The sequence below is a fragment of the Cupriavidus sp. 01L415 genome (assembly GCF_056400065.1).
Genome location: NZ_JBFTSP010000003.1, coordinates 314,426 through 337,276, shown reverse-complemented (window position 1 = coordinate 337,276; position 22,851 = coordinate 314,426). Strand labels below are relative to the sequence as shown.

The 22,851-nt window shown below is 66.5% G+C and carries 21 protein-coding genes and 1 pseudogene; 12 read left to right on the top strand and 10 right to left on the bottom strand.

Annotation, left to right across the window (positions count from 1 at the left end):
• Nucleotides 1-45: 45 nt before the first annotated feature.
• Genes ligK through AC1DOX_RS09245 form a run of 3 tightly spaced genes read right to left on the bottom strand, consistent with a single transcriptional unit; the run spans nucleotide 46 to nucleotide 2,950 of the window.
• On the bottom strand, nucleotides 46-741 hold the full coding sequence (gene ligK / locus AC1DOX_RS09255; protein WP_441616364.1) for a 4-carboxy-4-hydroxy-2-oxoadipate aldolase/oxaloacetate decarboxylase: 696 nt from the start codon (nucleotides 739-741) through the stop codon (nucleotides 46-48).
• Between the two features lie 27 nt (nucleotides 742-768).
• Nucleotides 769-1,794 carry an amidohydrolase family protein gene (locus tag AC1DOX_RS09250; protein WP_441616366.1) on the bottom strand — a complete coding sequence of 342 codons (1,026 nt, stop codon included), beginning with the start codon at nucleotides 1,792-1,794 and terminating at the stop codon, nucleotides 769-771.
• Nucleotides 1,795-1,810: 16 nt separating this feature from the next.
• On the bottom strand, nucleotides 1,811-2,950 hold the full coding sequence (locus AC1DOX_RS09245) for a 4-oxalomesaconate tautomerase (protein WP_441616368.1): 1,140 nt from the start codon (nucleotides 2,948-2,950) through the stop codon (nucleotides 1,811-1,813).
• Nucleotides 2,951-3,076: 126 nt separating this feature from the next.
• Between AC1DOX_RS09245 and AC1DOX_RS09240 the strand changes: the two genes are divergently transcribed.
• The 3 genes from AC1DOX_RS09240 to AC1DOX_RS09230 all read left to right on the top strand — a co-directional run bounded on the left by AC1DOX_RS09240 (nucleotide 3,077) and on the right by AC1DOX_RS09230 (nucleotide 7,212).
• Nucleotides 3,077-4,282, top strand: coding sequence for a LysR family transcriptional regulator (locus tag AC1DOX_RS09240; protein ID WP_441616370.1), 1,206 nt, complete (start codon nucleotides 3,077-3,079; stop codon nucleotides 4,280-4,282).
• Between the two features lie 254 nt (nucleotides 4,283-4,536).
• Entirely contained in the window at nucleotides 4,537-5,865 is a 1,329-nt protein-coding gene (locus AC1DOX_RS09235) for an MFS transporter (RefSeq protein ID WP_441616372.1), read from the top strand.
• A gap of 9 nt (nucleotides 5,866-5,874) precedes the next feature.
• The gene (locus tag AC1DOX_RS09230) at nucleotides 5,875-7,212 is read left to right on the top strand and encodes a gallate dioxygenase (protein ID WP_441616374.1); all 1,338 of its coding nucleotides are present in this window, start codon (nucleotides 5,875-5,877) and stop codon (nucleotides 7,210-7,212) included.
• On the opposite strand, the gene AC1DOX_RS09225 is transcribed toward AC1DOX_RS09230, so the two are convergent.
• Genes AC1DOX_RS09225 through AC1DOX_RS09210 form a run of 4 tightly spaced genes read right to left on the bottom strand, consistent with a single transcriptional unit; the run spans nucleotide 7,209 to nucleotide 10,334 of the window.
• Nucleotides 7,209-7,523 carry a non-heme iron oxygenase ferredoxin subunit gene (locus tag AC1DOX_RS09225; RefSeq protein ID WP_441616376.1) on the bottom strand — a complete coding sequence of 105 codons (315 nt, stop codon included), beginning with the start codon at nucleotides 7,521-7,523 and terminating at the stop codon, nucleotides 7,209-7,211. The two genes, AC1DOX_RS09230 and AC1DOX_RS09225, sit on opposite strands and share 4 nt — an antisense overlap.
• Before the next feature lie 8 nt (nucleotides 7,524-7,531).
• Nucleotides 7,532-8,026 carry an aromatic-ring-hydroxylating dioxygenase subunit beta gene (locus tag AC1DOX_RS09220; RefSeq protein ID WP_441616378.1) on the bottom strand — a complete coding sequence of 165 codons (495 nt, stop codon included), beginning with the start codon at nucleotides 8,024-8,026 and terminating at the stop codon, nucleotides 7,532-7,534.
• Between the two features lies 1 nt (nucleotide 8,027).
• Entirely contained in the window at nucleotides 8,028-9,284 is a 1,257-nt protein-coding gene (locus tag AC1DOX_RS09215; RefSeq protein ID WP_441616380.1) for an aromatic ring-hydroxylating dioxygenase subunit alpha, read from the bottom strand.
• A gap of 36 nt (nucleotides 9,285-9,320) precedes the next feature.
• Nucleotides 9,321-10,334 (bottom strand): 2Fe-2S iron-sulfur cluster-binding protein, encoded by a 1,014-nt coding sequence (locus tag AC1DOX_RS09210; RefSeq protein ID WP_441616382.1) that lies wholly within the window; start codon nucleotides 10,332-10,334, stop codon nucleotides 9,321-9,323.
• A 162-nt stretch (nucleotides 10,335-10,496) separates the two neighbouring features.
• Here AC1DOX_RS09210 and AC1DOX_RS09205 point away from each other — a divergent pair, with 162 nt between their 5' ends.
• The 7 genes and pseudogenes from AC1DOX_RS09205 to AC1DOX_RS09175 all read left to right on the top strand — a co-directional run bounded on the left by AC1DOX_RS09205 (nucleotide 10,497) and on the right by AC1DOX_RS09175 (nucleotide 17,898).
• Nucleotides 10,497-11,399, top strand: coding sequence for a LysR family transcriptional regulator (locus AC1DOX_RS09205; protein ID WP_441616384.1), 903 nt, complete (start codon nucleotides 10,497-10,499; stop codon nucleotides 11,397-11,399).
• A gap of 364 nt (nucleotides 11,400-11,763) precedes the next feature.
• Nucleotides 11,764-13,176 (top strand): annotated as a pseudogene (locus tag AC1DOX_RS09200) (extracellular catalytic domain type 1 short-chain-length polyhydroxyalkanoate depolymerase).
• Between the two features lie 206 nt (nucleotides 13,177-13,382).
• Complete coding sequence (locus AC1DOX_RS09195) at nucleotides 13,383-14,351, top strand: Bug family tripartite tricarboxylate transporter substrate binding protein (protein ID WP_441616386.1); 969 nt, start codon at nucleotides 13,383-13,385, stop codon at nucleotides 14,349-14,351.
• Nucleotides 14,348-15,622: a 3-isopropylmalate dehydratase large subunit gene (locus AC1DOX_RS09190; protein WP_441616388.1), complete on the top strand. Its 1,275-nt coding sequence runs from the start codon at nucleotides 14,348-14,350 to the stop codon at nucleotides 15,620-15,622. Before AC1DOX_RS09195 ends, AC1DOX_RS09190 begins: the two co-directional genes overlap by 4 nt.
• Entirely contained in the window at nucleotides 15,619-16,140 is a 522-nt protein-coding gene (locus tag AC1DOX_RS09185) for a LeuD/DmdB family oxidoreductase small subunit (RefSeq protein ID WP_441616390.1), read from the top strand. Before AC1DOX_RS09190 ends, AC1DOX_RS09185 begins: the two co-directional genes overlap by 4 nt.
• The gene (locus AC1DOX_RS09180; RefSeq protein WP_441616392.1) at nucleotides 16,137-16,991 is read left to right on the top strand and encodes an isocitrate lyase/PEP mutase family protein; all 855 of its coding nucleotides are present in this window, start codon (nucleotides 16,137-16,139) and stop codon (nucleotides 16,989-16,991) included. Before AC1DOX_RS09185 ends, AC1DOX_RS09180 begins: the two co-directional genes overlap by 4 nt.
• A gap of 106 nt (nucleotides 16,992-17,097) precedes the next feature.
• Nucleotides 17,098-17,898 carry a GntR family transcriptional regulator gene (locus tag AC1DOX_RS09175; RefSeq protein ID WP_441616394.1) on the top strand — a complete coding sequence of 267 codons (801 nt, stop codon included), beginning with the start codon at nucleotides 17,098-17,100 and terminating at the stop codon, nucleotides 17,896-17,898.
• Nucleotides 17,899-17,945: 47 nt separating this feature from the next.
• Here AC1DOX_RS09175 and AC1DOX_RS09170 read toward each other — a convergent pair whose 3' ends face one another.
• Nucleotides 17,946-18,743, bottom strand: a complete 798-nt coding sequence (locus tag AC1DOX_RS09170; protein ID WP_441616396.1) for an ABC transporter permease — start codon at nucleotides 18,741-18,743, stop codon at nucleotides 17,946-17,948.
• Nucleotides 18,740-19,345 carry an ABC transporter ATP-binding protein gene (locus AC1DOX_RS09165; protein ID WP_441616398.1) on the bottom strand — a complete coding sequence of 202 codons (606 nt, stop codon included), beginning with the start codon at nucleotides 19,343-19,345 and terminating at the stop codon, nucleotides 18,740-18,742. Before AC1DOX_RS09165 ends, AC1DOX_RS09170 begins: the two co-directional genes overlap by 4 nt.
• 348 nt (nucleotides 19,346-19,693) lie before the next feature.
• On the opposite strand from AC1DOX_RS09165, the gene AC1DOX_RS09160 reads away from it, so the two are divergent.
• Nucleotides 19,694-19,879, top strand: a complete 186-nt coding sequence (locus tag AC1DOX_RS09160; protein WP_441616400.1) for a CsbD family protein — start codon at nucleotides 19,694-19,696, stop codon at nucleotides 19,877-19,879.
• Nucleotides 19,880-20,061: 182 nt separating this feature from the next.
• The gene (locus AC1DOX_RS09155; protein ID WP_441616402.1) at nucleotides 20,062-21,264 is read left to right on the top strand and encodes an MFS transporter; all 1,203 of its coding nucleotides are present in this window, start codon (nucleotides 20,062-20,064) and stop codon (nucleotides 21,262-21,264) included.
• A 136-nt stretch (nucleotides 21,265-21,400) separates the two neighbouring features.
• Here the strand turns inward: AC1DOX_RS09155 and AC1DOX_RS09150 are convergent, their stop codons facing one another.
• The gene (locus tag AC1DOX_RS09150; protein ID WP_092137071.1) at nucleotides 21,401-22,846 is read right to left on the bottom strand and encodes an FAD-binding oxidoreductase; all 1,446 of its coding nucleotides are present in this window, start codon (nucleotides 22,844-22,846) and stop codon (nucleotides 21,401-21,403) included.
• Between the last annotated feature and the right edge of the window lie 5 nt (nucleotides 22,847-22,851).

Genomic DNA, 22,851 nt, shown 5'->3' with positions numbered 1-22,851 from the left:
CCTTGTGAATTCTTCTTGTGTGCGTGAGGCGGGCGAACCGGCGCGCTAGTCCACGTAGCGCAGGCCGGCGCGCGCGAGCGTCTCGCGCATGTTGTACATGTCGAGGCCAAGCTCGCCTGCGGCAAAGCGTTGACGCTTGGCCGCCTCATTGGCCGTGCGCGCTTCCGCGGCCTCCGCGACCGCCATCGCGGAGCCGGCCGGCACCACGACGACGCCGTCGTCATCGGCGATCACCACGTCGCCCGGCTGCACCAGCGCGCCCGCGCAGACCACCGGGACGTTGACCGAGCCGAGCGTGGCGCGTGCACAGCCTTTGGCGTGGATAGCCCGGCTGAATACCGGAAATTTCATCTCGGTCAGGTCTCGTGCGTCACGGACACCACCGTCGATGACGAGGCCTGCGGCGCCGCGCGCGCGATAGGACGTCGCCAGCAGGTCGCCGAAGAAGCCGTCCGTGCTGTCCGCCGTGCAGGCCGCGATAACGATGTCGCCAGGCTGGATCAATTCCGCCGCGACGTGCAGCATCCAGTTGTCGCCGGGCTGCAGCAGCACAGTCACGGCCGTGCCGCACGCGGAGGCCCCCGCGTAGACCGGGCGCATATACGGCTTCATCAACCCGAGCCGGCCCATGGCTTCGTGCACGGTGGCGACGCCAAAGCGCGAGAGCCGCTCGACGGCCTCCGCTGGGGCGCGTTCGATGCGGCGTTGGACAACGCCAAGTTGTGTGTGGGGGGACTGCATGATGGTTCTCCGGTTGGCGTATGTGGGTTAGCGGCCGCGTGCCTTGAGTTGTGCGTCGAGCCTGGGATAGACGCGGCGCGCATTGCCCTCGTAGATCTTGTGCCGCTCGTCGGCGGATAGCGCGGCCTGGTCGATATAGCGGCGCGTATCGTCGAAGTAATGCCCCGTTTCCGGATCGATGCCGCGCACGGCGCCGATCATTTCGGAGGCAAACAGGACGTTGTCCACCGGAATCACGCGGGTCAGCAGGTCGATACCCGGCTGGTGATAGACGCAGGTGTCGAAGAACACGTTGTTCAGCAGGTGATCCCGGAGCGGAGGCAGCTTCAGTTCCTGGGCCAGCCCGCGGAAGCGGCCCCAGTGATAGGGCACGGCGCCGCCGCCGTGCGGGATGACAAACTTCAGGGTGGGAAAGCGCTGGAACAGGTCGCTGGTCAGCACCTGCATGAACGCGGTGGTATCCGCATTCAGGTAGTGGGCGCCGGTGGTGTGGAAGCACGCATTGCAGCTCGTGCTTACGTGGATCATGGCGGGCAGGTCGTTTTCGACCAGCTTCTCGTAGATCGGGAACCAGTAGGGGTCGGACAGGGGCGGCGAGGTCCAGTGTCCGCCGGACGGGTCCGGATTCAGGTTCACGCCGACAAAGCCATATTCGTGCACGCAGCGTTCCAGTTCGGCGATGCACGTGCGGATATCCACGCCGGGCGACTGCGGCAGCATCGCCGCCCCGACGAAATGGTCGGGGAACAGCTGGCTCACCCGATAGCAGAGCGTGTTGCAGATCGACGCCCAGGTGGCGCTGGTCTCGAACGTGCCGATGTGGTGCGCCATGAACGACGCGCGCGGTGAGAAGATCGTCAAGTCGCTGCCACGCTCCCGCATCAGGCGCAGCTGGTTCCGCGTGATGGCTTCCGCGAGTTCGTCGTCGCTGATCTTCAGCGACTGCGGGAAAGGGGTCAGTTCCGGGGCGGCGAGGCTGGCGATCTGGCGCTGGCGCCAGTCTTCAAGAGACTTGGGGGCGGTCGTGAAATGCCCGTGGCAATCGATGATCATGATGGCGGGAGACGTGTCAGTGGGAGGGCCATGCACTGGCGGGTATCAGCACCTCGCCGCGCATGATGGGACGCGCCGTGCGGACCAGCGCGCTTCTGATGATCGAGTCGGGATTCCCCGGTGCGGTTTCCAGTTCGACGGTGAACTCGCCAGTCGGATGCTCGACGCTGATGGCATGCACGGGGCCGGGGCCGCGCACGTCCGCCAGCGTGGCAGCCACCGTGCCGCGCAGCACGCACGCCGAGCCCACCGTGATGGCGGCGAGCACACCAATCGCTTCGTGGCAGACATGCGGAATGAAGCAGCGCGTGGCGATGCTGCCGCCCGATGCCGGCGCGGCCACGAGGCACATCTTCGGATAGCTCTTTCCCGACACGTCGCCGAGGCCCATGAGTTCCCCGGCGGCCAGCCGCAGCGCCTCGAGCGTGGCTTTCAGCGCGGTGTCGGCATTCAGATCACGGACACTCTCATGGGCGGTGCGCTGCAGATCGGCGGCGCGGATCAACACCATCGGCATGCCATTGTCGATCAGGGTGGCGGCCAAGGCGCGCGGCTCGGCTGTAGCGGGATCGCGGATCTGTAGCGTGTCCGCAGCATTACCGGTTGGCAGCAGGCTGTTGCACACCGATCCGGCCGTATCCAGGAAGTCGATGACGATCGCGGCGGACGTGCCGGGGACGCCGTCGATGCGCGCGTCGCCGGCATAGCGCGGCACACCGCCGGGCGTCTTCACGGTGATATCGCACAGCATGCCGGTGTTGCGGGTCAGCACGCGTGCACGCGTGACATCGCCGGCCGCTGCGATCAGCCCGCTTTCCAGCGCAAACGGCACCACGGCCGCCAGCATGTTGCCGCAGTTCGGCGTGGTGTCCACTGTGTCAGCGTCAGGTTGCAACTGCGCAAAGACGAAGTCGAGATCGGCCTGCCCCGGTGTGCCGCGCGACACGATGCCGACCTTGCTCGTCAGGGGGTGCGCGCCGCCAAGTCCGTCGATCTGCCTGGGGTCCGGGCTGCCCATGGCGGCCAGCAGCACGCGATTTCTTTCCGCCACTTGCGCGGGAAGGTCGCTGGCCAGGAAGAACGGCCCACGGGACGTGCCACCCCGCATCAGGATGCAGGGCACGGCATGAAGGTCTGAAGCGAGAGGGAAGTCCATGTGGGCAGCGTTTTTCCGGTACGACAGGTGCTCGGAGTATCCCTGCGGCATCGGCTCGCTTGGTTGCGATGTCGCAGGACAACTGTTCTAATCTTCTTATCGGATGAAGATCGCCCCCGGAACTCCATGGACAAAATCAGCCTGCATCACCTCCACGTATTTGCCGGTGTGGCGGCCGCCGGCGGGGTGCGCCGCTCGTCCGAATCGCTGCACCGGGCGTCTTCCGCCATCGCGCGGTCCGTGGGTGCGCTGGAGCGGGCGCTGGGCGTCGCGCTGTTCGAGCGCAAGGGCCGGGGGATGCTGCTGACGCGCGCGGGGGAAATCGTGCTGGCGCGTGCCCGCCATATCGAAGCCGCGCTGCGCGAGGTCAGGGAGGATGCGGTGCGGATGCGAAGCCGGCAGGGCGCGCCGGTGGCTAGCCTGGAGGCGCTGCACAACGAGCGCCGGCTGGAAGTCGCCGCGCTCCTGGCCGAAGTCCACCATATGCCGAGCGTGGCCGCCGCCATCGGCGTATCGCAATCCGCCGTCAGCCAGGCCATTGCGCGGCTGGAGGACGCGCTGGGCCAGCCGATCTTCACGCGGACCGCGCGCGGCATGATTCCGACCGATCTCGGTAGCCGCTGGATCGTCCGCTTCGAGCGCGCCCTCGCGGATTTGCGCCACATCCATGCCGACATCGCCGCGCTGCAGGGCGTGCTGGAAGGCGCCGTCACGATTGGTGCGCTGCCGCTCGGCCGCACGCAGCTTCTTCCGATGGCGATTGCCGAAGTCCACGGCCAACATCCCAGGCTGCGCTTTCGCTCGCTGGAAAGCCCTTATGAGGAGCTGACGGCCGGCTTGCTCAGCGGCCGCATCGATTTCATCCTCGGTGCGCTGCGCCCGGAGCCGTCGCAAGGACTGGCCACGGAAGTCCTGTTCGAGGACCGCATCTCGCTGATTGCCCGCGCCGCCCATCCGCTGTCGAAGAAGAAATCGCTGGGGCTGGCGGACCTTGCCGACTATCCGTGGGTGCTCTCGCGGGCCGCGTCGCCGTCCCGGCAGGCGCTGGATGACTTCTTCCTCTCGCAAGGCTTTCCGTTGCCGCAGCCACTCGTGGAAACCGGTGACCTGGCGCTGGTCCGGGGCCTACTGCTGCGCGGCGACATGGTGACGGCGTTGTCGGCCCACCAGCTGCACTATGAAATCGAAGCCGGCTGGCTGCGCGAACTTCACTTGCCGATGCCCGACACGTCGCGCGATATCGGCATCACCACGCGCATGGGGGCGCGGTTGTCGCCCGGCGCCGATGCGCTGATCGAGGCGCTGCGCCGCGCAAGCGCCATGTGGCGCTGACCTGCACCGAACGCACCCACATCGATTTGTGCGGGCGCCGCGCGCGTCAGGGTTTCCCATGATCCGCATCTCCTGGCCTTTCGGCGTCCGATAAGCAGACGGCAACGCAGGCCGCGCCAGAAAGCAATGCTGCATGCCCATCCCAAACGTAGACTGCCGTTGCCGTGACGATGCATTTCACGGACGGCCGCTTTCGCGGCGATTAGACATATCGATAACTAGAACGCGCATAGCGGTTCACGCCAGGAGACGGCATGACGACAAAGCAACGGCTCGATATCCGGGCCCATATCAACGACCGGAGAATGTCCGGCTACCAGTGGCTGTTGCTGGTGCTGTGTTTTCTGATCGTGGCGACGGACGGGATGGACGTCGCGATCATGGGGTTCCTGGCCCCGGACATTACGCGTGAATGGGGCATTTCCAAGGCGAGCTTCGGCATCGTGATGAGCGCCGCGCCGATTGGCCTGGCCATCGGCGCGCTGCTGGTGGGGCCGCTGTCCGACCGGTTCGGTCGCAAGAAGCTGCTGCTCGCATCGATTGCGCTGTTTGGCACCTTCAACCTCGCGAGCGCCTTTGCGGACAGCACGGCGACGCTGTCGCTGCTGCGCTTCCTGACCGGCCTCGGGCTGGGCGCCGCCATGCCGAGCACCACGACGCTGCTCTCTGAATACGTGCCCGAGCGCTCGCGCAGCATGCTGCTGGCCACCATGTTCACCGGCTTCAATCTCGGTTCCGCGCTGGTGGGGTTTGGTGCCGCCGCCATCCTGCCGCACTTCGGCTGGCGCGCGGTGCTGATTGCAGGGGGCGCGCTCCCGCTGATTTGCCTGCCGTTCTACATCTTGCTGATTCCCGAGTCGGCACGCTTCATGGTCGTCAGGAACGTGTCACCGGATAAGATCGCGCGCACGCTGCGCCGGGTCTGCGGCGGCGACGTGAAGGACGGCACCGAGTTCGCCATCAGCGAGCCGCAGGTGTCGGGCAAGCAGCCGGTCCGCACGCTGTTGTCGGCCAGCTTCCGCGGCATGACGCTGGCGCTGTGGATTACCTACTTCATGGGCCTGCTGGTGATCTACCTGCTCAGCGGCTGGCTGCCCACGCTGATCAAGGATGCCGGCCTGCCCATCGCGCGTGCCGCGAACCTGACCGCGCTGTTTCAGCTGGGCGGCACGGTGGGCGCACTTGTCGTCGGGTTCTGCATGGATCGCTTCTCCGCCCATCGCGTGATCGGCGTGGCCTATGTGCTCGGTGCGATGTGGATTCTGTTGCTGGCCTCGGGCAGTGTGACGTCCGCGATGTTCGGCTTCTACGTCCTGATGGCGGGGTTCTGCATGAGCGGCGCTCAGACCGGCCTGAACGCATTCGCGCCGTCCTGCTACCCGACGCCGGTGCGCGCCACCGGCGTAAGCTGGATGCTCGGCATCGGGCGCTTTGGCAGCATCACCGGGTCGATGGCAGGCGGCATCCTGCTGACCATGGGCTGGAGCTTCAGCGCGGTGATCGCCATCCTGGCCATCCCCGCCACCATGGCGGCCATTTCCATTGTTTCCACCAAGGCGCAGCCGCGCGCCGTTACTGCTTGATGTACTGATATGGCTACTATCATCGGCGCCATCGCGTCATCCCATACGCCCACCATCGGCTTTGCCCTGGACGCGGGCAAGCAACAGGACCCCGCGTGGGCGCCAATCTTCGCGGCCTACGCACCGGTGAGCGAATGGCTTCTCCAGGCCAGGCCCGATGTGCTGCTGATGGTCTACAACGATCACGTCACGTCGTTCTTCTTCGATCACTACTCGGCGTTCGCGCTCGGTATCGGTGAATCGTACGATGCCGCCGACGAGGGCGGCGGCCCCCGCGCGCTGCCGCCCGTCAAGGGGCACGTCGAACTGGCGCGGCATGTCGGGGCGTCGCTGATGGCTGACGAGTTCGACATGTCCTTCTTCCAGGGCAAGGCGCTGGACCACGGCTGCTTTTCGCCGTTGTCGGTGATGCTGCCCCATGAGGGAGGGTGGCCGGTGAAGATCATCCCGCTGCAGGTGGGTGTCCTGCAGGCACCGGCCCCCTCGGCCAGGCGCTGCTACAAGCTGGGGCAGGCCATCCGGCGCGCGGTGGAGAGCTATCCGGAAGACCTCCGCGTGGCGATCGTCGCCACCGGCGGGCTTTCTCATCAGGTTCATGGCGAGCGCGCCGGCTTCAACAACACGGCGTGGGACCACCAGTTCCTCGACCTGTTCGAATCGGACCCGGACGCGCTGCTGGACCTGACCCATGCCGACTTCGCAAGGCTGGGCGGCTTCGAGAGCGCGGAAGTGGTGATGTGGATGGTGATGCGCGGGGCGATGGCGGGCGGCATCCGGTGTCTGCATCGCGACTACTATCTGCCGTCGATGACGGGCATCGCCGTCGCGGTCTATGAAAACGAAGTCTCCACCAGCAGCGATCTCCGGGCCGCGGCGGCCCAGCGTCAGCGCGATCATACCGGCCACCAGCTGCGCGGCATCGACGCGCTGGAGGGGACGTACCCCTTCACGCTGGAAACCAGCGTGCGCGCCTATCGCATCAACCGCTATCTGCATCAGCTGGTGCAGCCCGCGTTCCGTGCCCGCTTCCTCGCCGATCCGGAGGCCACGTACGACGAGGCCGGCCTGACTGACGACGAGCGCCAGCTGATCACGCAGCGCGACTGGCGCGGGATGATCCACTACGGGGTGATCTTCTTCCTGCTGGAAAAGCTCGGCGCGGTCAGCGGCGTCTCGAACCTCCACATCTACGCGGCGATGCGGGGCCAGTCGCTGGCCGACTTCCAGAAGACGCGCAATGCGCCCGGCGCGCTCTATTCGGTGAGCGGGGGCGCGGGCAAGGACAACGAGAAGGCCTGGGCCTCTTCGTCTGGCCCATCTGGCCCGTCCGCCCCCTCCGGTATCTAGCCCAGATCCACAAACACCTTCCCGCCCTCGATCCGGACCGGATACGAGCGGATACTCTCGGTCAGGGGCGCGCACAACGCGGCCCCGTTACGCACATCGAACTTGCCCTGATGCAGCGGGCACTCGATCTCGTGGCCGTCAAGAAAGCCGTCGCAGAGTCGCGCGTGGCCGTGCGTGCAGATGTTGTCGGTGGCGTAGATCTCGCCGTCCACGCTGTACAGGGCGATATCCCTGCCTTGCACCGCGAATGCCGCCACGTCATCGGCGGGCACGTTGTCCACCGAAGTGGCTTCCATCCATGTTTCACTCATCGCTGGCCTCAGATTGGGTAGATCAGGGAGTTCGGGATCATTTCGCTGTCGAACACGCATTGCCGGGACTGGAAGCGCAGGCCTTCCGCCGTGCGCCGCACCACGTCGATGTAGCGGCCGGTGTTCAGCACGTCGGTCAACTGGTCCGGCTTCGTGCGCAACACCACGTAGTTGGCCTCGGCGTGGATGCAACCGTCTTCAATGCGGCGGATCACCGGCGCGCCGACGATATGCCGCTGATAGTAGGGATCGTGGAACAGCGTCTCGCGAATGCCGAAGACGCGGTCGCGCAGCATGCGCTTGCTTTCGAAGGACAGCGTGGCAAGGGGAAAGCCCCGGTCGTAGTTCTCGCGCGGCTGCAGCTTGTAGACGCAGTCGTCGACGAAGAAATCGGGCCAGCGGTCCCAGTCGCCGCTGTCGAGTGCGCTGGCGTAGTCGGCGTTGAGGGATACGAGGTCGAAGTAATCGGAGAAATGAGCAGAGATGCAAGTTGAGGACTCCATGTCAGACCTCCATGACCTTGCGCCAGTAGGCGTACATGCCGCGAATCAGCGTCTCGGTCACCATATGGTCGGTGTTCTCCGCCGTCTTGCCGCCCAGCTCCGCGATCACGCGATGCCACGGCTTCTGGGCAAAGCCTTGCTGCGAGCATTCGATGACTTCGCCATCGTCGGCGGAGACAAAGCCGGCGGGGCCGAACAGATTGGCCTGCCGCAGGCGGCGCCGCGTCATCGCATCGTCGTCGTCCTCGAAGCCGAAATGGGTCCAGACGAAGTCAAAGGCGTCCGGCCCGCTGGGCTGGATATGCCGCGTGGAGACCGAGTTGACCTGCTGCTGGAAGATGACGCTCGGGAAGATGGTCATCATGACCGCCGTAGGCTCCCCCCACCACGGTTCGTGGACGATATCGAGCAGGCGGTCATCCTGCAGCGCCATCTGCTCCTTGAAGCTGGACACGCCCGACGTGACGTCGCCGCGTCCGCCCTGGCCACGCGTGGATACCATTGCCGCGTGCCGATACTCCGCATCCATCACCAGCCGGGACTTGTTGTCGGCGCGCCATAGGCCGAACGTCACGAACCACGTATGCAGCAGACCGGGGTGGTAGGGGTCCTTGATGTTCTCCTGCATCAGCTTCCAGTTACCGGGGATGCGCTGCTTGTTGTAGCCAAGCACCTTGAGCTTGCGGCCGTTGAACAGGCGATCGAAGTAGCCGAGGATCTCCGGGCCGAGGAATTCCTCAAGCGGCACGACGTCATGGTCGAACGAGGCAAACACAACGCCGCCGCGCGTGGCCACCTTGAGCCGCGTGAGGCCGTGATCCTGCGTCTTGAAATCCGCCGGCATGCCGCCGTTGACCTTGCCGTCCTGCTTGACGCCACGGCGGAACGGCACTCCCTGCAGATTGCCCTTCAGGTCGTAGTTCCACTGGTGATACGGGCAATGGAAGTCCTTGCGATTGCCGGATTTTTCGCGGCAGAACGTCATGCCGCGATGCGCGCAGACATTCTCGATGACGTTGATGTCGCCGTCCTGGTCGCGCACCAGGATGACGGAGCGTTCGCCGATGACCGTGCGCTTGAAATCGCCCGGATTCGGGGTTTCGGCCTCCAGCCCGACGTAATTCCAGTGCGCGGTGTAGAAGCAGCGCTCCAGCTCGCGTCGGTAGAGGTCCTGGTCGGTGTAGACCCGGAACGGCATGCGGCTGATGTCGTCCGCAGGCCAGATGTTCCCGGCGTCGCCGGTATCGTCCGTGCGCATGGTTGTCTCCTTGTGAATACTGGAATGCGTGGGGGATCAGGTGCCGGATGCGTAGAACGCATCCGCATAGATGTGCTCCGGCTTGACGCCTTTCTGCCGCAGCAGTCGCGTGGCGGCTTCCACCATCGGTGGCGCGCCGCACAGATAGGAGCGCCAGCCGCTCAGGTCGGCAAAGTCCTTGCCGACGGCTTCGGTGACCAGTCCGGTGCGCAGTTCGGTGCGCAAGTTGGCGTGCATGCCGTCGCGCTCGCCGGGCAGGCTCGCCACCACCTCGGTCTTCAGGTTCGGATACTGGTCTGACAATTGCCGCAGCCAGTCGAGTCCATACGCATCGCGCGGAGACCGGACTCCAAAATAGAGATGGATCGGATTGCGCATGTCGGCCTCGATGGCGCCACGGATGATCGACAGCACCGGGGCCAGGCCCGTGCCGCCGGCCACGCAGAGGATAGGGTCCGCATTGCGTGTGCGCAGGTAGGACGTTCCCAGCGGACCACTGATGCGGACGGCGTCGCCGACTTTCAGGACGTCGCGGATGTAGGTGGTCACGCGCCCATCGGGCACCAGCCGCACGTGGAATTCCATCTCGTAGTCGGAGGCGATCCGGGCCATTGAGTACGGACGAATATGATCCGGCGTGAACCGCAACGTGGCGTATTGCCCAGGTGAAAACGCCAGCGGCTTTGACGGCTTCAAGCGGATCATCCGGATGTCGTGCGTCAGGTTCTCGATCGCGGTGACCGTGGCCTTGACGATCCTGGCGGTATGGATCACGACCTCGTCCGGCTCGGGGATCTCGATCACGCAGGGGCCGGTGACCACCGACTGGCAGGCCAGCACGTGGCGCTCCGGCTGATGGTCGCCGTGGTGGAAAGCGTAGCCGCCGTGCTCGTGGATATCGCCTTCCACCACCTTGCAACGGCAGGTGCCGCAGCGCCCGGACAGGCAGCTGTACGAGATCGGCACCTGACTGGCTTGCAGCGCGGCCAGCAGGTTTTCGCCAGGGCGGACGTCGAGTCGCTGGCCAAGGGGCTGGACAAGTATTTCCATGTCGTCTCCGTGGGGCTGTCGTTGTTTTGCCGAATCATGGTGTGCGGAGCGACATAAGCCAATAGAATCCGGCTTATAAGCGCTATTCACATTGGTGATAAGGCGGCAGCGGCGCGAGTAGCGGCGCCAGGACGCGGAAACAGACAGCGGAGAGAGGCAGCGATGGATGTGCAGGATGTGGACCTGAACCTGCTGGTGGTGTTCGAGCATTTGCTGCGGCTGCGAACGGTATCGGGCACGGCGAAAGCGCTCAAGGTCAGCCAGCCGGCGGTGAGCAATGCGCTGGCGCGCCTGCGCCGCACCTTCGGGGACGAGCTGTTTGTGCGCAGCGCCAAAGGCATGCTGCCCACGCCGTTTGCGCAGGAACTGGCGGAGCCGGTGGCCTATGCGCTGGACGCACTGCAGTCGGCGCTCAATCGCAAGGTGTCGTTCGATCCGCTCACGAGCGCGCGATCGTTCCAGCTGGCGATGTCCGATATCGGCGAAGTGCACTTCATCCCGAAACTGATGAGCGTGCTGCGCGAGCGCGCGCCGAAAGTATCCGTGGGCACCGTACGCAATGCGGCGGTCGACCTGGCGGAGGAAATGAGCCAGGGCAAGATCGACCTGGCCGTGGGGCACTTCCCCGAACTGACGTCCGAGTTTTTCCAGCGCCGGCTGTTCCGGCAGCGCTATGTGTGCATGTTCCGGCCCGGGCACGCGCTGGACAAACGCACGGTGCGAATCAAGGACTTCGAGCAGGCCGACCATGTGGTGGTGACCGCCGCCGGCACCGGCCATGCCAGGGTGGACGAGATCCTGGCGAAGCGCGGTGTGCAGCGCAACATCCGACTGAGGGTGCCGCACTTCGTCGCGCTGGCGGATATCGTGCAGAGCACCGATCTGGTCGCCACGGTGACGGAGAAGTTCGCGCAGCGCAGCGCCGCAAGCTTCGGCCTGAAGTACATCCGCCATCCCGTGGAGCTGCCCGATATCCAGATCAACCTGTTCTGGCATTCGCGCTATCACCGCGACCCCGCCAGCCAATGGCTGCGCAGCCTGATCTTCGAGCTGTTCTCCGAATAGCGAGCGCCTTGGTCCGCGACGCCTCTGCCGCTAGGGGTAAGCCACTAGTTGACATACGACTGTCCGGCTTTCTACGATGAAATATGAATCATGTCTCATGTTTGCGGGCCGATCCAATCCCGTGATGCGATGCTCCGCGTCGTCCCGCAACGGCCAGCTCGCAGCCTCTTAGCCGTCCCCCGTCAAAAATTGCAGTGTTCAGTGGTGTTGCCTGACGATACCCGCTGCGTTGCTGTCCGCGTGTCCCGTTGGTTGCACCGTGCCGTACCCGGTAGTCATACAACAACAACGAGGAGATCTGGGAATCATGCAATCGATCAGAACACGTCTATGGCTGGGAACGCTGGCAACGTTGTTGTCGGGGATGCTGTCGGTGTTCGCCGCCCATGCGGCGACGGCCGGCCCCGGCACGTAGAGCGGCCAGCAGACCTGGGCCGCCGATACCGTCAACGGTGGCAGCCTCACCGGCTATTTCTACTGGCCGTCCAGCCAGCCCACCACGCCCAACGGCAAGCGCGCGCTGGTGCTGGTGCTGCACGGGTGCCAGCAAACCGCATCGGGCGATGTCATCAACGGCGCCAGCGGCGGCGGCTTCAACTGGAAGGCCATCGCCGACCAGTACGGCGCCGTGATTCTGGCGCCCAATGCCACCGGCAACGTGTACAGCAATCACTGCTGGGACTACGCCAATACGGCGCCGAGCCGCACCGCGGGGCATGTCGGCGTGCTGCTCGACGCCGTCAACCGGTTCGTTTCCAACGCGCAGTACGAGATCGATCCCAACCAGGTCTACGTCGCGGGCCTGTCGTCGGGCGGCGGCATGACGATGGTGCTGGGTTGCGTCGCACCGGACATCTTTGCCGGCGTAGGCATCAATGCGGGCCCCGCGCCCGGCACCACCACGGCGCAGATTTCCTTCGTCCCGTCCGGTGTCACGGCCACGACGGCGGCCAACAAGTGCAAGGCGTGGGCGGGATCGAACGTGGGCAAGTTCTCGACGCAGGTCGCGGGCGCGGTGTGGGGCACGTCGGACTACACGGTGGCGCAGGCCTACGGCCCACTCGATGTCGCCGCGATGCGCCAGGTCTACGGCGGGACGTTCACGCAGGGCAGCCCGGTGTCGGTGGCCGGCGGCGGCACCAACGTGCCCTACACGGACAGCAACGGCAAGGTGCGCACGCACGAGATCACGGTGTCTGGCATGTCCCACGCATGGCCGGCGGGCACGGGCGGCAACAACACAAACTACGTGGATGCCACCCACATCAACTATCCGGCCTTCGTGATGGACTTCTGGGTCCGGAACAACCTGCGCGCCGGCGGCGGCCCCGTGCAGTCCGGCACGCCGCCGACCGGGCTGGCCGTGACGGCCACCACGACGACGTCCGTCTCGCTCTCCTGGGGCGCCGTGACCGGGGCGACGAGCTACAACGTCTATCGCAACGGCTCGCAAGTGGGTTCGTCGACCACCACGACCTACACCGATACGGGCCTGATCGCCGGCACGACCTACAGCTACGCCGTGACGGAAGTCGACCCGAGCCTGGGGGAGAGCGCGAAGTCGGCGTCGATCAACGCCACCACGCAGTCCGGATTCACGTGCTCCGCCACCACGGCGAGCAACTATGCACACGTGCAGGCCGGGCGCGCGCACGATACGGGCGGCATTGCGTATGCGAACGGCTCGAACCAGAGCATGGGCCTCGACAACCTGTTCTACACGAGCACGCTGGCCCAGACGGCGGCCGGGTACTACATCGTGGGCAACTGCCCCTGAGAGGCGCGGGGGCGCAGGGGCGCTGGCAGCCTTTGACCGAAGCGGCCCGCGCCTGGCGGGCCGCCCGGGACCCGGGGGATGTGCACCATGCACCATCCCCCGCAAATGTCGAGACAACCGGTCCTGCCGATAGGACCAGCTGGTTCCATTGAACCCCCATCCGCTGTCTCTTACAGTCGGTCGCACAAGATCAGGCGGAGACAGCAATGCCCCTCACGAGAAGACATTTTGCGGCCGGCATGGCGCTGGCCATGCTGGCGGCGATAAGCCCCGCGCCCTGTGCGGCGCAGGACAAGCCCATGACGATCATCGTCGGCAGCCCTGCCGGCGGCACCACGGATGCGCTGGCACGGCTGATCGCACGATCGATGTCGCAGACCCTGCGTCGCACGGTCGTCGTCGATAACCGGCCCGGTGCCGGCGGCAATATCGCCGCCCAGTACGTCGCCCGGAGCGTGCCCGATGGCAGCACGCTGCTGATGAGCTTCACCGCCCACACCATCAACGCGTCGCTTTACAAGAACCTGCCGTTCGATGCCGTGCGCGATTTCACGCCGATCACGATGGTCGCGCGCGTGCCGAGCGTGCTGGTGGCGCGCAAGAACGCGCCGTTCGACACCACGGCGGGGCTGATCGAATACGCGAAGCGCAATCCCGGCAAGCTGAGTTTCGCCATCGGCGCACAGGGGTCCTCGCTGCATCTGGCCAGCGAGCAATTCAAGCTCCAGACCGGCACCGACATCCTGAACATCCCCTACAAGGGCACCGGCCCCGCGATGACCGACCTGCTGGGCGGCACGGTGGACCTGATGTTCGCCAGCACGGTGAACGTGCTGCCGCACGCCCATGGCGGCAGCCTCAAGATCCTCGGCGTCAGCAGCAAGGACCCGCTGCCCCAGTTTGCCGGCGTGCCGACGATCGCCACCACGGTCAAGGGCTTCGAGTCGTCCGCGTGGTTCGGGTTGTTCGGCCCCGCAAAACTGCCGCAGGCCGTGACGGACCAGCTCTATCGCGCGGTGAAGATTGCCGTGGAAGACCCCGCGTACCAGCGGCGCATGGAAACCGAGGCCGCCATCGCGGTCAGCATGACGCCGCAGGCCTTCGGGCAGTTTGTCCGCAACGATATCCAGCATTGGGCGAAGGTGATCCAGTCGTCCGGCACCAAGGTGGAATGATGGCGCAGACACTGGCGCAGAAGCTGCTTGCACGCGCGTCCGGAGTGGCCGCGGTCACGCCGGGGGAGATCGTCACCTGCCGCGTGGACCTGGCGATGATGCACGATTCCGGCGGCCCGCGTCGCGTCAAGCCGATGCTGGAGCGTCTGGGCGCCCGGGTCTGGAATCCGGACAAGGTGGTGGTCGTGACCGATCACTATGTGCCGGCCCATGACGCCGAAAGCCGCGCCATAGTGCAGCTCGCACGGGACTGGGTGAAGGAGGCCGGGGTTTCGCGCTTCCATGACATGGAGGGCATCTGCCACGTGGTGGTGCCAGAGAAAGGCTATCTGCGCCCGGGGATGTTCGCCGTGGGCGGCGACAGCCATTCCTCCACGGGCGGCGCGTTTGGCGCCTATATGTTCGGGATCGGCGCGACCGAGATGCTGGGCGTGCTGGTCACCGGCGAGATCTGGGTGCGCGTGCCGGAGACGATCCGCATGCACTGGCACGGCCGCCTGCGGCCGGGCGTGTCCGCCAAGGACATGATGCTGCGCATGTGCACACGCTTTGGCATGGATGGCGGGCAGTACCAGGCGGTGGAATACACGGGCGATGCCGTGGTGGCGTTGCCGATGCAGGAACGGATGACGCTCTCCAACATGACGGCGGAGCTGGGCGCGCAGGTCGGGCTGATTGCGCCAGACTCGGTAACGCGGGACTGGCTTGCCGCCGTTGGCGTGGCGGATGCGGAAATCGACCTGCAGTCCTGGCAGTCCGATGCCGACGCGGCATGTCTGGCCACGCATCGATTCGATGCCGGCGCGCTGGCCCCGCAGGTTTCGCGGCCCCATACGCCGGCGGGCGCGGAGGACGTCGACGCGTTTCACGGCGTGGCGGTGGACGTCGCCTATATCGGCGCCTGCACGGGCGCGAAACTGGAAGACCTGCGCATGGCCGCGCAAGTGCTGCGCGGCAACCGCGTGGCCAGCGGCACGCGTCTGCTGGTGGCGCCCGCCAGCGCGGCCGACCAGGCCCGCGCGCAGAAAGAGGGCACGCTGGGCGTGCTGGTGGATGCCGGCGCGGAACTGCTGCCCAACGCATGCGGCGCCTGTGCCGGCTACGGCGCGCATCGGTTTGGCGAGGACAGCGTGGTGATCAGCGCCACGGCGCGTAATTTCAAGGGGCGCATGGGTGCCGCGTCGTCGCAGGTCTACCTGGGATCGCCGTACACCGTTGCCGCTTCCGCCATTGCGGGGCGCATTGCTGACCCGCGGGAGATGCTGGCATGACGGCCACCACGGGACGCGCGTGGGTATTCGGCGATGACGTCAATACCGACTTGCTGGCGCCGGGCGCCTATATGAAGTTCGGCATCGAGGAGATCGCGAAGCATTGCCTGGAGTCGCTGGACCCGGCGTTCGCCGGCTCGGTGAGGGCGGGTGATGTGGTGTTTGGTGGCCGCAACTTCGGCGCGGGATCGTCGCGCGAGCAGGCGGTGGAAGTCTTGCGTCATCTGGGCGTGGTGGCGGTGATCGCGCCGTCGTTCGCCGGGCTGTTCTACCGGAATGGCTTCAACCTGGGCCTGCCGTTGCTGATCTGCCCGCAGGCGGCATCGGTGCGTGCCGGCCAGCGCGTGCATTGCGATATCGAGGCTGCGCAGGTATCGATCGCGGGCGCGGCGGTGCCACTACAATGCGAGCCCATTCCGCCACACCTGATCGCCATGGTCCGCGATGGCGGACTGGTGCCCCACCTGGCGCGCAAGCTCGCGGCAGGCCAGCCATCCAAGACGGAGAATCCGCAATGACACTGAAGCAACGCCTGCAAGCCCTCGGCATCGTGACCGCGCCGGGCGTCTACGACGCCTTTTCCGCCCTGCTGGTGGAGCAGGCAGGCTTCGAGGCCGCCTACCTGTCCGGCGCCAGCATCGCCTATACGCGCTTTGGCAGGCCCGATATCGGCTTCCTGTCGCTCGACGATGTGGCGGCGGTCACCCGCAATATCCGCGAGCGTGTGGCGTTGCCGCTGGTGGTCGATGCGGACACCGGCTTCGGCAACGCGCTGAATGTCATGCAGACGGTGCGGGTGCTGGAGCGCGCTGGGGCCTCGGCCATCCAGCTTGAGGATCAGGCATCGCCCAAGCGCTGCGGCCACCTGGATGGCAAGAGCGTGATCCCGGCCGCCGAGATGGCCGGCAAGATTCGTGCGGCCTGCGACGCGCGGCGCGATGCCGATACGCTGATCATCGCGCGTACCGATGCCGTGGCGGTGGAGGGCATGGCGGCGGCGCTGGAGCGCGCCGAGCAGTATGCGGAGGCCGGCGCGGACATGTTGTTTGTCGAGGCATTGCGCAGCCGCGAGGACATGGCCGTGGCGATCGACCGGCTGTCGGGCCGCGCACCGTTGATGGCCAATATGGTGGAAGGCGGCAAGACTCCGGTGCTGCCGGCCGCGACGCTGCAGGAGATTGGCTTCCGGCTGGTGATTTTCCCCGGCGGCACAGTGCGCGCACTGAGCTTTGCGTTGCGCGACTACCTGCAAAGCCTGTCCTCGCACGGCACCACCACGCCGTATCTGGACCGGATGCTGTCGTTCTCGGAGCTGAACGACGTCATCGGCACGCCGGACATGCTGGCGCTGGGCAAGCGCTACGAGTAGCCGACCATAGGCCGGCGACGGCCAATGACAGGCCGACTACAGCCAGCGCTTGCGGCCCATGCCGGGGACGCGTACCGTGGCGGCATTGCCCCCCTCACGCCGAATCATGCCGCCCGATGTCGATACGACGCTGCCCCGATTCCAACAGGTCCGCCTGATCCTGCGCGAGCGGATCCGTGGCGGGTACTACGAGAATGGCAATCCGCTGCCGGGCGAGCGGCAACTGGCGGAGGAATTCGGCGTGGCGCGCGTGACCGTGCGCTCGGCGCTGGCACGCTTGCAGGAAGAGGGGCTGATTTCGCGCCTGCGCGGCAAGGGCACCGTGCCGACGGGCCGTAATGCCTCCCCGGCGCAGGCCGGGCTGCGCGGCGGACTGCTCGACAATATCGTCAGCATGGGCCTGCGCACGCGCGTGTCGGTGCTGGAATGGCGGCTGATGCCGGCGTCGCCGGCCGTAAGCGCCGCGCTGAGCCTGCCACCGGGCGCGCAGACCCTGAAGGTGGTGCGCGTGCGCAAGTTCAACGCCCAGCCGATCGCCTACACCGAGGTCTTCCTGCCCGCCGACCTGGCGGGCGCCATCGATCGCCACACGCTGCAGGACACGCCGATGCTGGTTGCGCTGGAGCAGCGCGGCATCAAGGTCGTATCCGCCGAGCAGACGCTGGGGGCCGCCACCGCGGACCTCGACGTCGCCCGCATCCTGCGCATCGCGCCCGGCGTGCCGTTGCTGCGCGTGTCGCGCGTGGCCATCGACAGCACTGGGCGGCCCGTGCAGTTCCTGGTCGGCCTCTACCATCCGGAGCGCTACACCTATCAGATGCGCTTGTCCCGCGTGGGCGGCGCCACCAAGGTCTGGATCGACGCCGACCAGCACAAGCGACGCCCCAAGGCGGACGGCGGGGCATGATGGTGCGCTGCATCGGGGCATACCAGCCCTGACTTGCAGGACGCCTCCTAGCGCGAAACCAGGCGGTCGAGGCGCAGTCGATGACGTTCGTCGGTCATGCGCGAGACGGCCAGGTATGCCGCCACGATGACTCCCAGCACACTGCCGCCGGTCAGCAGGAACATCAGCAGGATCTGGTAGCGCGCCGCCGCAATCGGGTCCATGCCAGCCAGGATCTGGCCGGTCATGATGCCGGGCATCGTGATGATGCCTGCGGCTGCCATGGTGTTCATCGTCGGCATCAGGCCGCTGCGTATCGCGTGGCGCACGATTGGGCGCAGTGCGGTGTGACGGTCTTCTCCCAGCGCCAGTCGCGCATCAATCGCGCCGCGCTGGAGCCATGCCATGGAAAAGGCGGCGTGCAGTGCCAGGCTGGCGGCATTCATGGCATTGCCGAGCACGATGCCCGCCAGCGGGATGGCGTGGCGCGCGTCGTACCAGGGGGAGGGGCGCAGTGCCGTGGTCAACGCGAGTACGGTGATCACGAGCGTCGGCAGGCTCACGGCCGCGGCGCCGGTGATGGCCTGCCAGGGGCCTTGCAGGCGGCGCTCCTGCCGGCTGCTGACCTCATGGGCGGCGGCCGCGACCATCGCCAGCACGACGCCGAGCGTGAGCCACGGCGACGACAGCGCGAAGACCGCGCGCAGGGTGAGCCCCACCAGCAGCAGTTGCACGACCATGCGGCAGGCCGTCCAGAGCAGGGTGCGATGGATGTTCAGCGACAGCGCCACGGACAGGCCGGCGCCCGCGAGGATCAGCAGGCTGGCCAGGAGCAGGTCGGCGGCGGTCAGGTCGATCGGAGTCATATCGGCAGACTTTCCAGGCCGTCCTGGCGCAGATGGAATTGCGCGTGGCGCAGGCGGGCGGCCTGTGCCGTGTTGTGGGATACCACCAGCAGGCCGATGCCTTCGGACATCACATCACGCAGCAAGGCTTCGACAGCCATCGTGGTGTCGGCGTCGAGTCCGGACGTGGGTTCGTCCAGCAACAGGAAGCGCGGGCGGCGCACCAGCGCGCGGATCAGGGCCAGGCGCTGGCGCTCGCCCGTGGAGAGATGGCTGACCGCCGCCGACAGGATGTCCGGACGCAGGAGCAGCCGGCCGAGCAGGCGTTCCGCCGCAGCCGGGTCGGTGAAGTGCGATCGGACGTCGTCCGCCCACCAGCCCGATTCGGCCGCCACGTAGGTCACCTCGCGGCGCCAGGCCGGGCCCGTCATCGCATCGCGCGGCGTTTTGCCGATGCGGACTTCGCCCTCATTGGGGTCGAGGTCGGCAATCATGCGCAACAAGAGGCTCTTGCCGGTGCCCGACGCGCCGGACAGCACGGTGCAGCGTCCCGGCGCGACGACGAGCGTGAAGGGGCCGCGGCCGTGGCCCGTGAGATGGCGTATGTAGAGATTGGCGTCCATGGCGCAGGGTTCCGACGCACCGCGCGATGGCGTCACGATGCGCACGAAGCGTAACACCCGGGCATTAAGCGGGCATTAAGCGGAAATCAAGCCGCAATCTAGCGCGCATTGAGCGCGCATCCGGTTAGGGAAAGCGTACCTGAGCACGCGTCCCGGCGGCGTCCGACACCATGTCGGGGCGTCGTCCTACAGGGCTGGCGCCACGGGATTTCCTACACTGTCCATTGCGTACCGCACCATCTCCCGGGCCTGCCGGCATGCGCTGTCGCACCAGTGACAGTGTCAGTGAGCGGCAATCCGGGTGACCGGAGAGCGGACTGTTCCACCCCGACCAATGGAGGCATCACCATGAACAAGGATCAAGTGAAGGGCCGCATGGAACAAGCCAAGGGCAAGGCCAAGGAAATCGCTGGCAAGGTCACCGGCAAGACCTCGATGGAAATCAAGGGCAAGGGCCAGCAAGTGGCCGGCAAGACGCAGGCGGCTTACGGCGATGCGAAGGAAGACATGAAGGATATGAAGAAGCCGCGCTGAGCAGGATCTGACGTCCGAGGAAGGCGGGGCGTGGCCCCGCCTTTTTTTCGTCCGCCTTCAGCCTTTGGTGGCCGCCTCCGGTAGCCACCTCCGGTGGTCGCCAGACAGATTGCGATGCCAGCGGCCAGTTCCCGTGATGTCTGTCCTATGCTGGAATCGACCTGGACGGACAGACGACGGCAATGGCGATGCGTCCCCTGATCTTCTGCGCGGTGCAGTGCCTGCTTGCAGTCACTTGGACGATCTACACCGCGTTCCTGCCGCAACTGGCGGCGCAGGCCGGCATCCCCCGCCCGCATGTCGCATGGATTCTGCTGATGGACCAGGCGGTCTTTGTCGTCATGGACTGCGCAATGGGCATGGCCGCCGACCGCATGGCTTCCGCGATGCAGCGCCTCGGCACGTGGATACTGGCCATTGCGGTGCTGTCGGGCGCGGCGTTCGTGCTGCTGCCCCAGTCCACGTCGCCGGCGCTGCTGCTCGGGCTGACCGCTTTGTGGGCGGCAACATCGTCGGCCTTGCGGGCGCCGCCCATGGTCATCATCGCCAGGGGCATGCAGCGATCGGCGCCGATGCTGGTGTCGTGGTCCGTCCTGGGGATCGGCATCGCCGGGGCGCTGGGCCCGTTGCTGACCGCCGGGTTGCGGAACGTGTCGCCGGCCTTGCCGTTCGCGCTGGCCAGCGCCGGCCTGATCGTGGCCGTTGCGGCGTTGCGCTGGGTGGACAAGGCGCCGCACGTGGAGGCCCGCGCGGGGGCCGGTCCGGATCGTGCACGCATCCGCATGCTGTGGCTGTTCTTCGCCGCCGCATTGACCCTTGCCTTCGGTTTCCAGGTTCACACCACGATCAACTCCGCGCCGGCATACCTGAAGTTCGTCTCCAGCGCCGATCTGGTGCGCTACATGCCCGCGTTCTGGCTGGGCTTCGTGGCCTGCGTGCTGTTACCGGATACGGCCATGTTCCGGAGGGCACCCGCGCATGGCCTGCTGCTGGTGGCGGTGGTCCTCGGGGTGATCGCCTTCGCGGGGTTTGCAATGTCGGCCACGATGGCCGGCGTGCTGGTGGCCCAGTGTGCGGCCGGCGGGGTCTGGGGCGTGGTGTTCGGGGCGGTAACCCATGCCGCGTTGCGCGCGGGGCACGTCGGACGGGAGGGCTTGCTGACCGGCATGGTCTTCGCGGTGTCCGCGCTGGCGGCGTTTGCCCGGATCGCGATCATGCTGTCCGGCATCCACCAGCGCGCGGACATGGCGGACCTGTTGCGCTGGCTGCCCGTTGCTTCATGGGCGGTTGCCGCCGTGCTGCTTGCTGCCTTCATCGCGCGCAATGCGGCGTATCTGCGCGAGGGGATGCTGGCCTCCGGCCCCACGGCACTGCCGGGCGGATAGGTCTGCCGCTTACTTGCTGCCATGGGCTGCGTGGGCTGCCGTGGCCGGGATGCCCGGCGCGATCCGGCGGCTGGCCACTATTTCGCTGTCGCGCTGTCGCGCGGGCGCGATGGCCCGCGCGGCGCGTGAGCGGCCTTTACTTGTCTTCCAGCTGTGGCAGTACCCGGCCCGGGTTCATCAGGTTCTTCGGGTCGAGTGCGCGCTTGACCTGCCACATCAGCTGCAGCTCCACCGGGGACTTGTAGCGGTTCAGGTCGTCGCGCTTGGCCACGCCGATGCCGTGCTCGGCGGAGATCGAGCCATTCTCCGCATGGGCCAGCCCGTCCACCAGGTCGGACACCGGTTTGTACCACTGGGCCAGGAAGTCCTTGGCGCTGCGGTCCTTGGGGCGCAACGGGTTGAAGTGCACGTTGCCGTCGCCCATATGGCCGTAGATGACCATGCGGGTGGCGGGCTCCAGCGCCAGCACCTCGGCGGAGGCCTTGCCGATGAAACCGGCGATGCGCGAGACGGGCACCGAGATATCGCACTTGATGCTGCCGCCGGTGCGCGTCTGCGCGTCGGAGATTTCCTCGCGGATGCGCCAGAACGTCTGCGCGTCGGAGAGGCTCGACGCCACGGCGGCATCGACCACCCAGCCATTGCCGAGCCCGGCCTCCAGGATTTCCATCAGCGTGGCGTTCAGGCTGTCTTCATCGGCACCCGACGTCAGTTCGATCAACACCATCCAGTCGTGGCGGTCAGCCAGCGGCGACGGCGCATTGCCGAGGTATTCCAGCACCAGCTCCAGCGCCGGCGCGGAAATCAGCTCGAATGCCGTGACGGCCTGGCCGGATACCTGGCGGGCCTCGCCAAGCAGCTTTACGGCGGCCTCGGGGCTTTCCACGGCGACGAAGGCGACGGCCGAGGCGCGCGGCTGCGGCATCAGCTTCAGCACCGCGCCGGTAATGATGCCCAGCGTGCCTTCCGCACCGACGAACAGGTGCTTGAGGTCGTAGCCCGTATTGTCCTTGCGCAGGCCGCGCAGCGAGGAAAAGATCCGGCCATCGGGCAGCACCACTTCGATGCCGAGCACCAGGTCGCGCATGTTGCCGTAGCGCAGCACGGCGGTGCCGCCCGCGTTGGTCGACAGGTTGCCGCCGATCTGGCAGGAGCCCTCGGAGCCGATGCGCAGCGGGAACAGCCGCTTGCTGTCCTCCGCCGCCGCGCGTGCCGCCGAGAGGGTGACACCGGCCTGCACGGTCATGGTGTCGTTGACCGGGTCGATGGCCATCACGCGGTTCATCTTGCCGAGGTTGATGACCACGGCGGTGCCGGAATCGTCGGGCACCGCGCCGCCCATCAGCGAGGTGTTGCCGCCCTGCGGCACCACGGGCACGCCGTGTTCGTAGCACCACGCCATGACCTGGCTGACCTGTTCGGTCGATGACGGCATGACCACCACCGGCGACTTGCCGTGATAGATCTTGCGGTAGTCGGTCACGTAGGGTTCGGTGTCGGCATCGGCGGTCAGGCAGCCATTGGCGCCGACAATCGCCTGCATGGCGTTCAGGAGGATCTCGGGGGAGGGCAGGGCGGTCATGAGTC

What these genes read in the sequence shown, in the direction of transcription:
- ligK (WP_441616364.1), bottom strand. Translation starts at nt 741, where the DNA reads ATGCAGTCCCCCCACACACAACTTGGCGTTGTCCAACGCCGCATCGAA.
- AC1DOX_RS09250 (WP_441616366.1), bottom strand. Translation starts at nt 1,794, where the DNA reads ATGATCATCGATTGCCACGGGCATTTCACGACCGCCCCCAAGTCTCTT.
- AC1DOX_RS09245 (WP_441616368.1), bottom strand. Translation starts at nt 2,950, where the DNA reads ATGGACTTCCCTCTCGCTTCAGACCTTCATGCCGTGCCCTGCATCCTG.
- AC1DOX_RS09240 (WP_441616370.1), top strand. Translation starts at nt 3,077, where the DNA reads ATGGACAAAATCAGCCTGCATCACCTCCACGTATTTGCCGGTGTGGCG.
- AC1DOX_RS09235 (WP_441616372.1), top strand. Translation starts at nt 4,537, where the DNA reads ATGACGACAAAGCAACGGCTCGATATCCGGGCCCATATCAACGACCGG.
- AC1DOX_RS09230 (WP_441616374.1), top strand. Translation starts at nt 5,875, where the DNA reads ATGGCTACTATCATCGGCGCCATCGCGTCATCCCATACGCCCACCATC.
- AC1DOX_RS09225 (WP_441616376.1), bottom strand. Translation starts at nt 7,523, where the DNA reads ATGAGTGAAACATGGATGGAAGCCACTTCGGTGGACAACGTGCCCGCC.
- AC1DOX_RS09220 (WP_441616378.1), bottom strand. Translation starts at nt 8,026, where the DNA reads ATGGAGTCCTCAACTTGCATCTCTGCTCATTTCTCCGATTACTTCGAC.
- AC1DOX_RS09215 (WP_441616380.1), bottom strand. Translation starts at nt 9,284, where the DNA reads ATGCGCACGGACGATACCGGCGACGCCGGGAACATCTGGCCTGCGGAC.
- AC1DOX_RS09210 (WP_441616382.1), bottom strand. Translation starts at nt 10,334, where the DNA reads ATGGAAATACTTGTCCAGCCCCTTGGCCAGCGACTCGACGTCCGCCCT.
- AC1DOX_RS09205 (WP_441616384.1), top strand. Translation starts at nt 10,497, where the DNA reads ATGGATGTGCAGGATGTGGACCTGAACCTGCTGGTGGTGTTCGAGCAT.
- AC1DOX_RS09195 (WP_441616386.1), top strand. Translation starts at nt 13,383, where the DNA reads ATGCCCCTCACGAGAAGACATTTTGCGGCCGGCATGGCGCTGGCCATG.
- AC1DOX_RS09190 (WP_441616388.1), top strand. Translation starts at nt 14,348, where the DNA reads ATGATGGCGCAGACACTGGCGCAGAAGCTGCTTGCACGCGCGTCCGGA.
- AC1DOX_RS09185 (WP_441616390.1), top strand. Translation starts at nt 15,619, where the DNA reads ATGACGGCCACCACGGGACGCGCGTGGGTATTCGGCGATGACGTCAAT.
- AC1DOX_RS09180 (WP_441616392.1), top strand. Translation starts at nt 16,137, where the DNA reads ATGACACTGAAGCAACGCCTGCAAGCCCTCGGCATCGTGACCGCGCCG.
- AC1DOX_RS09175 (WP_441616394.1), top strand. Translation starts at nt 17,098, where the DNA reads ATGCCGCCCGATGTCGATACGACGCTGCCCCGATTCCAACAGGTCCGC.
- AC1DOX_RS09170 (WP_441616396.1), bottom strand. Translation starts at nt 18,743, where the DNA reads ATGACTCCGATCGACCTGACCGCCGCCGACCTGCTCCTGGCCAGCCTG.
- AC1DOX_RS09165 (WP_441616398.1), bottom strand. Translation starts at nt 19,345, where the DNA reads ATGGACGCCAATCTCTACATACGCCATCTCACGGGCCACGGCCGCGGC.
- AC1DOX_RS09160 (WP_441616400.1), top strand. Translation starts at nt 19,694, where the DNA reads ATGAACAAGGATCAAGTGAAGGGCCGCATGGAACAAGCCAAGGGCAAG.
- AC1DOX_RS09155 (WP_441616402.1), top strand. Translation starts at nt 20,062, where the DNA reads ATGGCGATGCGTCCCCTGATCTTCTGCGCGGTGCAGTGCCTGCTTGCA.
- AC1DOX_RS09150 (WP_092137071.1), bottom strand. Translation starts at nt 22,846, where the DNA reads ATGACCGCCCTGCCCTCCCCCGAGATCCTCCTGAACGCCATGCAGGCG.